General features: G+C 39.4%; 12 protein-coding genes. 7 read left to right on the forward strand and 5 right to left on the reverse strand.

Annotated features, from left to right (window positions below):
* Positions 1–196: 196 nt before the first annotated feature.
* Both AAOP42_RS08680 and AAOP42_RS08685 read right to left on the reverse strand, forming a co-directional pair.
* On the reverse strand, positions 197–1,333 hold the full coding sequence (locus tag AAOP42_RS08680; RefSeq protein WP_349528098.1) for an IS91 family transposase: 1,137 nt from the start codon (positions 1,331–1,333) through the stop codon (positions 197–199).
* Positions 1,317–2,051, reverse strand: a complete 735-nt coding sequence (locus tag AAOP42_RS08685; RefSeq protein ID WP_349528099.1) for a tyrosine-type recombinase/integrase — start codon at positions 2,049–2,051, stop codon at positions 1,317–1,319. The genes AAOP42_RS08680 and AAOP42_RS08685 overlap by 17 nt, the downstream gene beginning before the upstream one ends.
* A gap of 482 nt (positions 2,052–2,533) precedes the next feature.
* Between AAOP42_RS08685 and AAOP42_RS08690 the strand changes: the two genes are divergently transcribed.
* Positions 2,534–2,983, forward strand: a complete 450-nt coding sequence (locus tag AAOP42_RS08690; protein ID WP_349528100.1) for a KTSC domain-containing protein — start codon at positions 2,534–2,536, stop codon at positions 2,981–2,983.
* Positions 2,984–3,035: 52 nt separating this feature from the next.
* Here AAOP42_RS08690 and AAOP42_RS08695 read toward each other — a convergent pair whose 3' ends face one another.
* A complete protein-coding gene (locus AAOP42_RS08695) occupies positions 3,036–4,178 on the reverse strand; it encodes a N(5)-(carboxyethyl)ornithine synthase (protein WP_349528101.1) in 1,143 nt (380 codons plus the stop codon).
* Positions 4,179–4,226: 48 nt separating this feature from the next.
* Between AAOP42_RS08695 and AAOP42_RS08700 the strand changes: the two genes are divergently transcribed.
* The 3 genes from AAOP42_RS08700 to AAOP42_RS08710 all read left to right on the forward strand — a co-directional run bounded on the left by AAOP42_RS08700 (position 4,227) and on the right by AAOP42_RS08710 (position 6,815).
* Positions 4,227–4,355 (forward strand): hypothetical protein, encoded by a 129-nt coding sequence (locus tag AAOP42_RS08700; RefSeq protein WP_349528102.1) that lies wholly within the window; start codon positions 4,227–4,229, stop codon positions 4,353–4,355.
* 212 nt (positions 4,356–4,567) lie between these two features.
* The gene (locus AAOP42_RS08705) at positions 4,568–5,299 is read left to right on the forward strand and encodes a sulfite exporter TauE/SafE family protein (RefSeq protein ID WP_349528103.1); all 732 of its coding nucleotides are present in this window, start codon (positions 4,568–4,570) and stop codon (positions 5,297–5,299) included.
* A gap of 88 nt (positions 5,300–5,387) precedes the next feature.
* On the forward strand, positions 5,388–6,815 hold the full coding sequence (locus tag AAOP42_RS08710) for an SDR family oxidoreductase (protein WP_349528104.1): 1,428 nt from the start codon (positions 5,388–5,390) through the stop codon (positions 6,813–6,815).
* Positions 6,816–6,819: 4 nt separating this feature from the next.
* On the opposite strand, the gene AAOP42_RS08715 is transcribed toward AAOP42_RS08710, so the two are convergent.
* On the reverse strand, positions 6,820–7,629 hold the full coding sequence (locus AAOP42_RS08715) for a carboxypeptidase-like regulatory domain-containing protein (RefSeq protein WP_349528105.1): 810 nt from the start codon (positions 7,627–7,629) through the stop codon (positions 6,820–6,822).
* Positions 7,630–7,753: 124 nt separating this feature from the next.
* The gene (locus tag AAOP42_RS08720) at positions 7,754–11,689 is read right to left on the reverse strand and encodes a PVC-type heme-binding CxxCH protein (protein ID WP_349528106.1); all 3,936 of its coding nucleotides are present in this window, start codon (positions 11,687–11,689) and stop codon (positions 7,754–7,756) included.
* Positions 11,690–11,993: 304 nt separating this feature from the next.
* Here AAOP42_RS08720 and AAOP42_RS08725 point away from each other — a divergent pair, with 304 nt between their 5' ends.
* The 3 genes from AAOP42_RS08725 (at position 11,994) to AAOP42_RS08735 (ending at position 15,207) form a co-directional block, all read left to right on the forward strand.
* Positions 11,994–13,088 (forward strand): PAS domain-containing sensor histidine kinase, encoded by a 1,095-nt coding sequence (locus tag AAOP42_RS08725; protein ID WP_349528107.1) that lies wholly within the window; start codon positions 11,994–11,996, stop codon positions 13,086–13,088.
* Between the two features lie 167 nt (positions 13,089–13,255).
* The gene (locus AAOP42_RS08730) at positions 13,256–14,518 is read left to right on the forward strand and encodes a sensor histidine kinase (RefSeq protein ID WP_349528108.1); all 1,263 of its coding nucleotides are present in this window, start codon (positions 13,256–13,258) and stop codon (positions 14,516–14,518) included.
* Between the two features lie 2 nt (positions 14,519–14,520).
* Entirely contained in the window at positions 14,521–15,207 is a 687-nt protein-coding gene (locus AAOP42_RS08735) for a response regulator transcription factor (RefSeq protein WP_349528109.1), read from the forward strand.
* Positions 15,208–15,263 lie beyond the last annotated feature (56 nt).

Below are 15,263 nucleotides of genomic sequence, written 5' to 3' on the forward strand. Positions count from 1 at the left end.
GTCTGTGGATTTGGTTGACCTGTAGATTTAAGTAGGTCTTTGATGTGTTCTTGATGGAGTTAGAGTCACTATTTTTTCTACTTTGGTGGTCATCAAGCAGGTAATGATGCAATAATCAGGGATAAATGTCTTCATTGAGCTAATTTTTCTTTGTTTTGGGCATAGGTATATTGTTACGTCCACAGCCGTTGATTTGTCACTTCATGATTTGACTGATCCAATTTATTGGAGGACCTCTTTGGTCAAAAGTACATACAGTCTGTAAGATGCCTTTTTTACATGCAGGGCATCTTCGGTGCAGAGTTGGGGATTTTTCTTCAGGTCTTTTGAAGCTTCCGATCTGCTGGTCTATGATTGCTTTGTATCTTTTTTTGGAAGAGCTGCTCAAGATGCCATAGTGCCTGATACGGGTAAACCCTTTGGGCAAAATGTGTAAAGCAAAGCGTCTCAAAAACTCTTTTTGGCTAAGGGTCAAAACCATTTTTTTACCTGCTTTTCGATAGTCTTTAGCCATAAAAGTGACTGTGTCGTTTTCGATTGAAAGAATTCTACTGTTGCTCATGGCAATTTTGTGGGTGTATCGTCCCAAATATTCAATGACTTGTTTGGCTCCAAAGAAGGGTTGCTTGCAATAGATCACCCACCGTTTGGCAAATAGCTTACCTGCGAGGGCTTTGTCCAGTTGTATTTCTTTTCGCAGTGCTGCTACAAATTTGGCACGAAAGACTTTACTCATTTGGTTGACAGGAAAAAGGAAGCTTGCCTTTCGGCAGCCAGGCTTACCCGATGATCTGGTATTTTTCCATTTACCAGCTTTACTCACACCTCCGGCAGGTACGATGCAATGCAGGTGAGGGTGTAGGCTCATGTTTTGTCCCCAGCTGTGTAGTACCGCAATCATGCCAGTGAGCGCACCTAGGTACTTGGGGTTTTGTCCAAAGTCATGGAGTACCTGCCATGAGACGTTAAATAACAGCTTGTAAATCAACTCAGGTTGCTCAATAGTGAGTTGGTTGAGTTTATCGGGTAGGGTAAAAACGAGATGGAAATAGGATACATTGAGGAGTTCTTTTTCTCGTGCATCCATCCAACGTTCACGCAGGTGCCCCTGACACTTGGGGCAGTGTCTGTTTCTACAACTGTTGTAGCTGATGTGGAGCTTGCCACAGCTGGCATCATTACATTTATCGATATGGCCACCCATTAGGGCTGTTCTACAGCTAGCTAATGCGTAGAGGGTCCTGGTCTTCCAGCTGTTGCTGATGAGTTCGGGAAGGTGTTTTCGATGGTTTTCAATAATGTGAGCCAGCTCAACGTTACCCTTGGTGCTCATAGAGCTTTTCTAAGGGGCTGTAAGCAGAGCTTCTATTTATCTGAGCTACATGTAAATAGAGCAGGGTGGTCTGTATGTGTTCATGCCCCAGCAGGTCTTTGAGCGTGACAATGTCTGTACCCATTTCTAAAAGATGAGTGGCGTAGCTGTGCCTGAGACAATGTGCGGTGACTTGTTTTTTGATGCCCGCAATCCGTCGTGCTTCTCGTGCAGCCCACCGTACACCAGGAGCTGTAAGAGCGATGTATTGACCCGTTCTGCTTTTTCCGTTGAAAAGGTACTCTACCGGATGTTCAGCATCCAAATAGCGTTTGACGCCTCGTATCAACAGATCGCAAAGAGGGACATACCTGTCTTTCCGTCCTTTTCCCTGACGCACATGAAGCACCTTTCGATTCAGGTCAAGGTCTATGATCTTCAAATTGCATAGTTCTCTATTACGCAGGCCACAGCCATAGAGGAGTGATAATACCAAGCGATGTTTGAGTAGCTTGGGAGCTTTGAGCAGTAACCTTACTTCGTGCTGGCTCAGTACTACTGGTAGTTGTTTGGGTCGTTCAATGCTTGGTAGGATGATCCTGCTTTCTATTTTTTCATAAATGCGGTACAGGTAGCGTAATCCATATATGGTGTGCTTGAAGTAGCTATCCGATGGGGTATGATGTTGGTCTTTTAGATAATGTAAGTAATCGAGCACTGCTTCGTCATCGAGCTCCAACAGGTCACATTTTAAGTGCAATCCCATATGAGCCAAACAGCGAGCATAGTTGGTCAAGGTACTCTGGCTCTTGCCTGATACTACTACCGATCGGTGTAGTTTTTTGTACTGCTGTGAAAAATTAGGTACTTGTTCACATGCTTTTTCAATGATTGTTTTACTTTTTTTTCATAACTTCAATTCTTATTTTGTGAACTCCGAAGTTAGAAGTTCTTTGGCATTCCCGAAGGGCTTCCGACGAAGGAGGTTCGTTCAACAAATGATATAAATGTATGCCTCTAACTGCTAGCTTGAATTTGATTTACAAATCCACTACTTTAGAAGATATTTATTAGGGTCAGAGTCATGTGTCATATCTGAACCGTAAAGGCACTCAGAGATGGTGTTTTTGAAAAACTATGAATTAGTATAACTTCTCAAAGTACCATCATATCCAATATATAAATACCTAACTTTGCGGCTGAATTAGAAAAAACCCATTTATGAAGCGTGTCAATGAATACAGGAAGTTGTTTAATGCCGATGCAACTACCGACCTTAAAGAATTAAAAACCACTTATAGAAATCTGGTAAAAGAATGGCATCCTGACAAGTTTCAGGCTGGTGACGAAAAGGCCGCAGAAGCTGAAGTAAAAAGCCAGCAGATCATAGATGCCTATCATTTTCTGGTGAGTATCGCCCCGGAAACAGTAAAAGCAAATCTTGAAGAATATACAGCCACGACCACTGAGTCGGCCATAGTGGACTTCAGACACAAAGGACTTTTGCTGGAAGTGTCATTTAAAGATGGCTCGACTTATGAGTATTTTGGTGTATCAAAAAATGTGTACTCCAAATTGGTCAATTCCGACAAACCATTCCGTTTTGCCAAAAGAAATATCTTCAATTCTTTCCTTTACAGAAAATCAAAAAAGACTTTAGAACCTGCTTAATTGAAGGTCAATCAGACAGGTTCAAGAGCCTTTAATTTTTTCAGTGAAACCCTTAATTGCTTAAGTGTGGGTAGGCTATTTGCCGATTTTGAAACCTGAGTATCGCTTCCTTTTGTATCACACCTTCATCGATATTGATTGCGTTCTGAATGGTATCGCTATTCTTCCAATTGTCACGGCCACCAATTACATTGGGTAGATGTACAATCATAGCAGCCGAAATAGACCTGGAAGCACTTTCCCAAAAATAACTAGGTGTATGATCCACTGCGTAATAATCTATACCAGCTACTGAAAACATAGGATTTTCAAACGTAGTTGGTTTTGCGAAATAAAATCCCATTCCTTCATCGCAACTGACATCTATGATTAAACTTCCGGGTTTTAGAATTGATTTTTCATCTTCATTCACGAAGTTGATCGGGTCATCTGTGTCCTGATAGATGCCATTGATTATGATTTCTGATTCGCTGATCAGCTCAGACAATGCTCGTTCTGTTCCATCGTGTTCTACCACCAGAAGTCTAGGTTCGTTTCCTTTGCCATTTCTGATCCGTACATAGTGCACATCTAGAACTTCCTCTCTCACTTCATGATCCGGTCTTTGAATACAAATGGTAATGTCCCTAAATCCATGAGCTTTTAGTGCATAGATCGCTCCACGACTTACAGCACCAAAACTAAAAATAATTACCTTTCTCTGATTGCCATAATGACCGTCAATACCTTTCAATTGGAGCGCATGAATCACAGCGCAATACCCGGCCATCTCATTGTTTTTGTAAAATGTGTGTCGTCCAACCTGACCGTTAGGTCCCCAGACAAACATGTCTTCAAAAGCTATTAAGGTTAATTTTTTGTCAATGGCTATTTGTGTGATCGCATTTTGCTGGGCGCAATGAGGATAGCCCCATAAAATGCCACCTTCTTTGAGTTCTTCCAAATCCGATAGTATCGGTTTTGCAATGATCACCGAGCCAATGTCAAACAATAATTCGCTGCGTGATGCCACACCACCTGTTTGGCTTGCTATTTCTTCATCATCGATGTTGAATGGAGCACCATAACCTTTTTCAAAAATCAATTGGCGTCTGATATTTTCTGGAAGTCGTTTCAAATGCTCTGGGTGGATGGGTACACGTCTTTCATCTTCCTTTTTTGAAGTGCCGATAACTCCCATGGTCAATTTGCTCATATTTTTTATTTAGGTGAGGGACACTGCTTATCTAAATTGATAAGCCTGATGCCAAATAAGATTGGTCTAAAGGGCAATCCTCCGGCGGTAAGTGTGCATTCCGGGAGTTCAATGATAGAAAAAGAGCTTATTGAAAAGGCACTTTATCAGTTCGCTGTGAAAATGCGAAGGGTATGATTGAGATCAACAGATAAATAATCCAGTGGTAAAGGTACTCTATTAAAGTTGCCCATGGGGGATTATTCCGGATTGGATGCAAGACATGGACCTTAAAAAAGAACTTCTGACTATTGTTTTCAGCTCTTTTATAGGGAATATCAATGAAATAAACTACTTTCCAATGGCTGGTTACTTGTAGTAACTTTATTTTACATTATGCCTGTTTCTAAATGGATAAAATCAATCTGATATTCTTGTTTTTAGCTCTTTTGGCAGAAATAATAGGAACCGTCGGTGGCTTTGGGTCTTCGGTGTTTTTTGTACCAATTGGCAACTTCTACTTTGATTTCTATTCCGTATTAGGACTCACAGCTATTTTTCACCTGTCCAGCAACCTGAGTAAGATATTTTTATTCAGAAAAGGATTGAATAAGAACCTCTTGTTATATATAGGTGTACCGTCTGTTTTGTGCGTAATTGTTGGGGGGATTTTATCAAAATACATAGATGGCATCCAACTGGAAATATCACTTGGTATTTTTCTCATTGCCCTTAGCCTCTTTTTTCTTTTGAAAAAGGAAATCGTGATTGCTCCTAACAAAAGGAATTCCATTTTAGGAGGAACATTGTCTGGTTTTTCTGCCGGATTGCTAGGTACCGGAGGTGCTATTCGTGGACTTACCATGGCAGCATTTAGTTTGGAAAAAAGTGTATTTATCGCCACCTCGGCATTTATAGATTTCATGATAGATTTTACCAGAACGATTGTGTACTATCAAAATGGATATATCCACAAACATGATTTGATATATGTTCCTTTTTTGTTGGTCATAGGTATAGTAGGGACATTCATTGGTAAAAAAATATTGAACTATATACCTCAGGATAAATTCAGAACATTGTCGCTGGTCTTCATCCTGATAATAGGTGTTGTCACCATTACTAAACTTTTTTTATTTTAAACAGTTAGTTTCTTTGATCTTAATTTTTAGGCTTAAGATTTGAGTTAAATTGTAAGGATAATAATATCAGAGGGTCTAAAATGGACAAATGAAAGTACTACTCACGGGAGCAACAGGATACATTGGCAAGAGGTTATTGCCTATTTTGGTAGATAAGGGCTACCAAGTGGTATGCTGTGTTCGGGATGTCAAACGATTTAATCCTCCTGCATCTTTGCTACCAAATGTAGAGGTGATAGAAGTAGATTTATTAGCGGAATCTACCTTAGACAAAATTCCCAAAGATATTGATGGGGCGTATTATCTGGTGCATTCGATGAGTGGGTCCAGTGATTATGAAATTTTGGAGTATCAATCTGCTGTTAATTTTAGAAATGCGTTGAACAACACCAAAGTGCAACATGTGGTGTACCTGAGTGGCATTGTGAATGAATCCAATTTGTCAAAGCACTTAAGCTCCAGGAAAAATGTAGAGGTAGAGCTTGGCAAAGGCAATTATAAGTTTACCGCATTGCGTGCCGGAATCATTATTGGATCAGGCAGTGCCTCTTTCGAGATCATCAGGGATTTGGTGGAGAAACTTCCGATAATGATTACGCCCAAATGGTTGGAAGTCAAATGCCAGCCCATAGGAATCTCTGATGTTATCAAATTTTTATCTGAAGCCCTGTTTAATCCAGCCACATTCAACGATAATTTTGATGTTGGCGGACCGGATGTACTTTCTTATAAAGACATGCTGCTGGATTTTGCCAGAGCAAGAAAATTAAAGCGGATTATAATAATCGTTCCGGTGATGACTCCCAGATTGTCATCCTATTGGCTTTATTTTGTGACTTCTACCTCCTATAAATTGGCGGTAGCACTCGTCAATAGCATGAAGATAGAGGTGGTTTGTCGTGACCACCGCCTCAATGAAATTTTGAGCATAAAGCCACTGAGTTACTGGGAATCTTTAATGCATGCTTTTGCAAAAATTGAGAGCAATGAAATTGTTTCCAGTTGGAAAGACTCTCAAATAAGCGGGAGGCTTCATTTCAATATTTCGGAGTTTATCAATGTACCATCTTATGGGTGTTTTATTGATTCCAGAAAAAGAAAATACAACAACAGACAAGATTGTATAGAAAAAATATGGCGCATTGGCGGCACCAATGGATGGTATGCAGCAAATGGTTTGTGGAAGTTGAGGGGTTTTATGGACAAATTGTTTGGAGGAGTAGGATTAAGACGGGGTAGAACCAATGAGAATGCTCTAAAAGCCGGAGATGCGATTGATTTTTGGAGGGTGCTGTTTGCAGATAAGCAAGAGGGTAGGTTGCTGCTATTTGCAGAGATGAAATTGCCCGGAGAAGCCTGGCTCGAATTCAGGCTGAATGAGGCTGAACTGGTCCAAACAGCTACATTCAGACCTTGGGGGCTCTGGGGTAGATTGTATTGGTATGCTGTTTATCCTTTTCATGGCATTGTTTTTAATGGAATGTTAAAAAGGATAGCGGAGAATGATGAAAATTAAAATATCATTGTTCCACTTCTAACCATACATTGAGGTTGTCAAAGTGACCATTGTCGTAAAAGAAATCTTCGCTTTTGTTCCAACTTACATTAGGGCTATACCTCATAAATGTCATTTGTTTTTTATCCTTCTCTTGACTGTAATGAAAATCAACTATTCCGGGTCTCAATTCGCCTTCAATTTCGTTAACTAAACCATTGAGGACAAAATGCATGTTTAAACCTTCTTTCGAAAATGGTATTTCGTATTCAGAAATGTCGGCAGAAAAGAAAGGTTGGCTCTCTTTCATTGAAATTCTTAAATGGATAGGAACACTATTCAAGATTTTAGTGTCATCAGTGATATCTGAAAAATAAACTGTCAAGATTAACTTTTTTCCTTTTGGCTGGATGTCTTTAATTCTGAAATTAATGCTATGAACGAACCCTTCTTTTGCTTTAGGATTCTCAAGGGTAAATTTCAAGTGTAACATCTGCTCCTTTGTGATCATAGCAGAAAACCAGTTGGGTATAAGTGATTTTTGAACAAAACCATATTTGTTAACCTTGGGTTTGGTCGCTGGTTTGATTGTTATTTCATTCAATACCCTTGGACTAGGAGTCAATTCAATTAATAGTGAGTCTTCTATATAGTCACAACAGTTGTATTTGAAATTTAGGTAACCTAAATAACTTAAAGCCAGAGTTCCATTTTCAATACGGGAGATACTAAAAGTACCGTTACTGTTGCTATATGTGCCCTTAGTCGTGTTTTCCCACCAAATGTTGACGTATTGAACAGGAGTATGGGTATTTTTATCAACTATTTTTCCCACAATGTCCTGACAAGAGGATGAAAATGAGTGTATAAAGAATACTATTAGGAATATACAGTACCGTATCAAAATTTCAACTCGTTATTTTTTACTACCAAACAATATTAAAGGTAGTTCTAATCCATTAAAATCCCACCTGCTCTTTAGTTTGTAAATAAGCCATCAAATCTAGCATTTCTTGTTCTGTCATGGTTTCCAATAAGCCTTCGGGCATAATGGATGAAGTGGTTTCCTCTCTTGATTGTATATCCGATTTATTGATAATCACCTGTCCCTGACCAATAACACGCAATGTAAGTTGACGTTCATTTTCTGCGGCTACATTGCCGCTGTATGTGCGTCCATCCTGACTGGTAATCACCACCATTTTGTAGTCATCTTGAATCTCGCCACTTGGATCGACTATATTATTCAACAAGTAGTCTATGTTTGATCGGTTTGCTCCTGTGATTTCAGGGCCAATGGTTCCACCTTCTCCATACAGTTTATGACATGCGCCACATGTTCTTTTAAAAATGTCTAGGCCTTTACGTGCATCTGCTTTTGAAAGAGCTTCACTAGTCAATATGCGTTTATATTTTTTAAATGTAGCAGCTTTATTGCCAGAAAGTTGGTCAATCGGTCCCCATACTTCAACAAATCCATTTCCAACAACTCTACGCAACTGTCTGGCTACATAAGCAGGGATATCACCTTTAGGAATTTCACCTTTTTTTAATGCATTAACCACCAATTTTCCATAGCTGGATCGGGTAGATAGTGTTTGTACAGTTTCTGTTTTTTCTTGTGCGTTAAAGCTTGCATACTTTGACATTAACAACTCACCCAGCGGTCGGTGGTCAAATGACGCAATGGCTCTGATAGCATCTATTCTTAATTCAGATTCATCCAGTAATCCAGGAAGAATGCCAATCAACTCATTTCTTTGCTGTTTTACAAGTCCCTCCAAAGCTATTCTACGCTTGCTTAATGGCGCATTGGTTTGCTTCAATGTCGTTAAGTACTGTTGGGCAGCTTCGGCATCACCAAATTGCTGCGCTATTTGTAGGGCAATGGTTGCTGTTGCTTTGTCGGATTTCAATTCTGTATATACTTCAGTCCAATTTACAGGAGGTTTCGCATCAGAACGACCCTCAAGGCCAGATTGCATTCCTTTCAACAAACTCAAAAGCATTTTTGGCTTAGTGTGTATAAAAGCGGTTAATTCCTCCAACTCATCTTCATCTACCAGTCTTCTTGCTACAAATTCTGAGATCATTGGAATATTTGATTTACCAGCCTGATCGAGTGCTAAATCAGAGTTGTTAGCTACCAAAGGTTCTAAGCCAAACCAAATCATTTTAGGAATGTTCTGATCGTCTATATTCGTCTCATGTGACAGTAAACCTTCGATTATTTTCCATTGAGCTTCTTGCTCAGGAATCCGTTGCAAAGCAGCAGCGAGATAGAGATGAACTACCGGAGACAAATCCTTTAGAGCCATATCCTTAAAGATCGCTAATGCTTTTGATGAAGGTTTTAGATCTTCGCAAAGCAATTGAATCGCCCATCCACGGATATATTCCTGATCATCTTCCAATGTATTGATAAGGTCTTGTTCAGAAAAACCTTTTACCACGTGCAATGTCCACATTGCCCTTAGTCTATAAGCTGTGTTTTTGTTTGATGCGAATATTTTTTTCAATTGATTCAAAGCCTGCTGACTGATTTTTCCTTTGATTGCTCTATACTGTAAAATTATCCTGGCCCGTCTGGCATGCCAGTCACTTTCACTGGTTTGAAGCAGAGCCAACTGTTCATCAGTCAGGTTATTGAGGTCTTCATAGCGTCCTTCCCATTGCTCGGCATGGGAATCCTGCGGTACGATTCGAAAAACACGGCCAGTTTCTTTATTTAAAACTTCCTGACCACAAATGTCTGCATCGTGCCAATCCAATACATAGAGCCCACCCTCCGGTCCGATTTCCATACTGAACCCAATCCATTGGGCATTGTTGGCCATCAGGAACTCATCGCCATGACTCGCTACAAATCCGGACCCTTTCGGTTTTAGGATATCAGATAAAACGGCATGTTCATGAATGTTGGCCATAAACAAACGGTTTTTATGGATTTCAGGAAAAGCATCTGACTGATAGATTCTTGCACCACCATGTGCCGATCTATGACGGTGATCGACGATAGTTTGGATGTCCTGATAGATATAGGGATTAAAATGTTGCCCTCCCTGACGATGGTAAATGCCACCCGGAATCACGTGAAAAAGGTGAGGAATTACACAAGCACTGATGAAGAGTTGCCCGGTTGCATCATAATCTATACCCCAGGGGTTGCTGAAACCATGTGCTACTACTTCGAATCGCTCCTTTGTAGGGTGATACCGCCAGACTCCACCGTTGATATCCACTCCTTCGGCATCCAATATATCTTCGGGAAATTCTTCTTTGTGTGCATACAAACGAGATTTTTCGCTGGGCTTTCTGATTTTTGAAGGAGTAGCAAAGCCTTCCAGCCCATAAAGCCATCCATCAGGCCCCCAATGCAAACTATTGATCGTTTCGTGTCTGTCTCTGATCCCCCAGCCAGTAAGACGAATTTCGATATTATCTACATCAGCAATATCGTCTTTATTTCTATCCGGAACAAAAAGTAAATTTGGTGGGGCACCTAAAAACAAGCCATCAAAACCTACAGCTATTGCCGAAGGGAAAGGAATTCCTTCTAAAAATACTTTTCGGCTGTCAGCAGTTCCATCACCATTGGTATCTTCGAGGATCAATATTCGACTATCTCCGGAATTGGAAAATCCAGTCCCTCTGGTTTCATAATCACGGTTTTCTGCAATCCACATCCTGCCTTTATCATCCCAGCAAAAAGCAATAGGTTGTGTAATCATTGGTTCAGCAGCCCAGGCATTTACTTTGAATCCTTCCTGTAAGGTCATACTAGCTGCAGCTTCTTCCGGTTTTAAGAATTTTGCTTTGCGCCCTTCTTCCTGAGCAATACGCCAAAGGTTGGCAGTGGAGTACATAGAATTGTTGCCAACATAAGTTTTCCAGAGCTCAGTCAGAGCAATGTCATTTAGTTCACCAGTGTACACCACTACCTGATGTTTGATGGTCTCGGTTTCACCCTGCCTGATATGCCAGTCTCCCTTTTGCGAGCGGGCAGAACCAATACCCATTTGATTGTCCACTCTCCAGATTTGAGGAAATTCATTATTTTCAGTATGATCAAAAACGGTAATATGAGCCAGGTCTTCTCTTCCATCTACCTGCATGCCTGCATCTATCCAGTAGGCATGTTGGCCTTCTGCTTTTTCATTGCGTTGGCGTGCTGCGTTGACTACCTGACCAGCTATCCCTTCTTTCCAAGGCATACGTAAAAACAATCCACTATAGTCAAATTCACCAATAGTAATATCAGTTAAGGCTTTTCCCTGCCATTCTAAATCGAGTAAAAATTTACCATCTTCTTCTTTCATTGACCAGATCTGCGTTTCCCTCAATATGCTATTTCCGGTTTCGTCCAGCATATCATATATTGTTTGCCAGCTCACTTCTTGTCCCTTACCTTCTATGATTTCCGCAGTAATGCGTTTCCAATAGCCTTCTCCGGGATTATGGAAAAAATCCCTGCCAAGACTGTCTTTTATTGCGGTAGGTTTATCAGGCCTATAAAACCATTTGTGAACGCTATCTTGAGAGATTTGTCCTCCATTTACTCTGGTGAATCCCCAATACAGACCTGTCTGGTATTTGTGGTGTTCAGGACTAACTTCGGTAAGAATTCCTTTGCCATCTGGTGCTGCTATCGGATGAAGGTAGGGGCGGAATTCAGGTTTGGCATTTTGAGTAACCAATGGTTTACTTACACCCTGATGAAAAACACTTATTGTTCCTGATATTGTATCTTGTTGTAGGTAAAGTTCATCATTGCCCGAGGTAGGAGTGTTTTCTTTTAAGCTATTGCAGCCATATGTGAGAAGAACAAACAAGACCAAAAAAGATAATGAACCGAAAGCTGATTTATGCCTCAGAATAGGATAATAAGTATGCATAGTATAGTTGTTGACTATGGCAAATTTCTTTTATAATACAGTAAAACACCATCTCTATTTTGACACAAAATGACTCTATTATAACTTATTCATAATTGAACTCCTTTACAAGGAAATCAGATTGGATTGCCCGGAGTATGAAGTGGTATAGCTAGTTAAGAACACTGCTTGCTTATTGGCAAAAATTGAATATTACTTTGAAATTCACTTGTTTTTTCTATATTTAGAAGCGGATTGTGTGAAGTTTATCTTTTTACAACCGTTATTTGCAAATGAGTGATAATATATTGGCTGTAGAGATTAGATGAGTAAAAGTATTGATTTAAAACATATTTCGAAGGGTTTATATAATCTGGATCTTTTTTTTGAGTTGTCTCCAGATATACTTTGCATAGCGGGTTATGATGGTTATTTCAAAAAAATAAACCCCGCAGTTTCCAAACTATTGGGCTATAGCAACGAAGAGCTGTTTTCCAGACCTATCAATGATTTCGTGCATGAAGAAGACAAGCGCATTACCGCAGACGTACGGTTCGAATTGACTAAGAGTAACCCTTTATATAATTTTGAAAACAGATACATTAAGAAAAATGGGGAGGTAGTATGGCTATCCTGGACGTCTTATCCAGTAGAAAAAGACCAATTGATATTTGCTATTGCCAAGAATGTAACACATAGAAAGAATTTTGAGGAGGAAAGGAATTCTTTGCTTACTAACCTGACAAACATCAACAAAGAACTAAAACAACTTACATACACCACATCACATGATTTAAGGTCTCCAATAAATAATTTATTGTCAGTTTTTAACCTCTTGGATATTACTAAGATTAAGGATAAGCAAACAATAGAAATAATAGAGATGATGAAATCATCGAGTGAGCGATTGAGGCAAACAATAAATAATTATGTAGATACCATAAGTACGACGGAGCAATTGCATGCTTATGAGGACGAATTGGATTTGAAAGAGTCACTTGATATTGTGGTGCAATCAATTGATACTTTGGTACAAACTTCCGGTACTACTATCAATTCCAATTTCTCAGAGTTGGAAAAGATAAGGTTTAATCATGCTTACCTGAAGAGTATATTTCAAAATCTGATCACCAATTCCATAAAGTACTCCAGACCCGATTGCCCACCTGTTATATCAATTTATTCAAAAAGAAGTAATGGAGTCAGTCAAATAATCATTTCTGACAATGGGATGGGGTTTGATATGGATAAGGTAAAAGGTAAGATTTTTGGATTGCATCAAAAATTTCATGACCACAAAGACAGTAAGGGAATTGGACTCTATCTGGTGTACAGCCATGTGACAAGCCTGGGAGGGCATATTGATGTCAAAAGCAAAATCAATGAAGGCACTGAGTTCACCATTACTTTTAAAGTATGATTTTCACTTTTTTAAGAATATCAGGATAGTCATATTGCTTTGTTATAGTACAACAGGTGATCAATCAGTTCATGGACGAAATTTGTTAATGAATTGTTAAATCCATTGAATTACCCCTATATTCAAAGGAATATTGGAAAATTTGACACCTTGCAACAAGACCAATTATGAACAGAAAGGCATTTCGTCTCATTATAATATTGGCAGCTATATCCATAGCAGGTGTTGTTGTGATCCAGTTGTTTTGGGTGCGTCGGGCTTTTGATTTGCGGGAAAAGCAGTTCACACACAATGTAAATATTGCACTCCTCAACGCCGTGACTACCCTTTGCGAACTCAATGGAAATGAAATTTCCCCTGACCCGATTGAGCAGCTTTCTACCAATTATTTCATCGTCAACCTCAATAACAAAATTTCTCCCGGTATTCTGGAATCTGTGTTGCGCAGTGAGTTTATGAAAAGAGAAATTACCAGCGATTTTGAATATGGTATTTTCGATTGTGCCAGTGAGGTGATGGTTTATGGAAACTATATCAGTCTCGAAAACAAAGCAGACATAGAGCCAATTATGAAATTTCCTGAATTGAATAAAGATGCTTACTATTTTGGAGTCTATTTTCCTAACAAATCGGCTGACATGGTTGGTCAGATGTGGATTTGGGTGTTTTCGTCAGGTATATTGGTAATAGTGGTGGTCTTTTTTACCTATACATTTATTGTGATTCTCCGGCAAAAGCAGTTGTCAGAAATCCAGACTGATTTCATCAACAACATGACCCATGAGTTTAAAACTCCCATTTCCACAATCTCAATTTCTTCTGAAGTACTGAAAAACCCTGCTATTGCCAGTACTCCTGACCGTTTGTTGAATTATGCCAATATCATCCACATAGAGGCATCCAGATTGCAAAAGCAAGTGGATAGAGTGTTGCAAATTGCTACCCTTGACGATGGAGATATCCAATTGACAAAAGAGGAAGTGGATATCAATGCTTTAATGGTATCGGTATGTGAAAATGTTGAACTGGCAATATCAGAGAGCGGAGGTGAAATAATATTTGAAGAAAAGGCGGGAGAACCAATTATTTTAGTAGATAAACTTCACATTACCAATATCATTCATAATCAATTGGATAATGCAATTAAATACAGTAGTCAGTCTCCTGTCATTCATTTGAAAACAAAAAACACTTCAGACGGGTTGGAAATTACTGTAAGTGATAATGGCACAGGCATGACCAAACAACAGATCAATTTGGTGTTTCAGAAATTTTACCGGGTGCCTACCGGCAATGTGCACAATATCAAGGGATTCGGACTGGGTTTGTATTATGTCAAATTGATCGTTGAAGCACATCAGGGGAAAATTGATGTGCAGAGTGAACCCGACAAAGGCACTACTTTTAGCATTACTTTGCCCAAACCATAGCTATGAAACAAAATAAAATATTGTTGGTAGAAGACGACCCTGCATTGGGATTTGTAATCAAGGACAATTTGATGATGAACAACTTTGCGGTGGAGTTGTGCGACAATGGGGAACTTGCGTTGGAGGCTTTTGAAAATGGTGTTTTCGAATTGTGTATTTTGGATATAATGCTTCCTAAAATTGATGGTTTTGCTGTGGCTGAAAGAATCCGAAGTAAGAATAAGCAAATTCCAATTATTTTTTTATCGGCAAAGTCTCTCAATGAGGATAAAATCGCCGGATTTAAATTGGGGGCGGACGATTACATCACCAAGCCATTTTCCATGGAAGAGTTGATTTGTCGAATAGAAGTATTCTTAAAAAGATCGTCCCCGAATGCTGACCTACAAAATGTATGGGAAATTGGAAACTATACCTTTAACAATTCCGAAATTTCCCTGAAATACAAAGACGAGCTGATCCAGTTGACCAGAAGAGAATCGGAACTTCTTCAGTTTTTATGTGAAAACAAAGAGGTGGTCACCAAAAGAGAAGAAATACTAATGAAACTCTGGGGAGAGGATGACTACTTCAAAGGAAGAAGCCTCGATGTATTCATTTCCAAACTTCGAAAATACCTGTCAAAAGACCCTAAGGTTGACATCATCAACTATCATGGCGTGGGGTTCAAGCTGGAAATAAAGCCTTAAGAGCTATTCATTGCAAATGGAATATTTATCTGTATAAAAGGGAGCTAAACACCTTT

Origin of the sequence: Reichenbachiella sp. MALMAid0571 (assembly GCF_040151475.1) — a bacterium.
Lineage (GTDB): Bacteria > Bacteroidota > Bacteroidia > Cytophagales > Cyclobacteriaceae > CAXBNB01.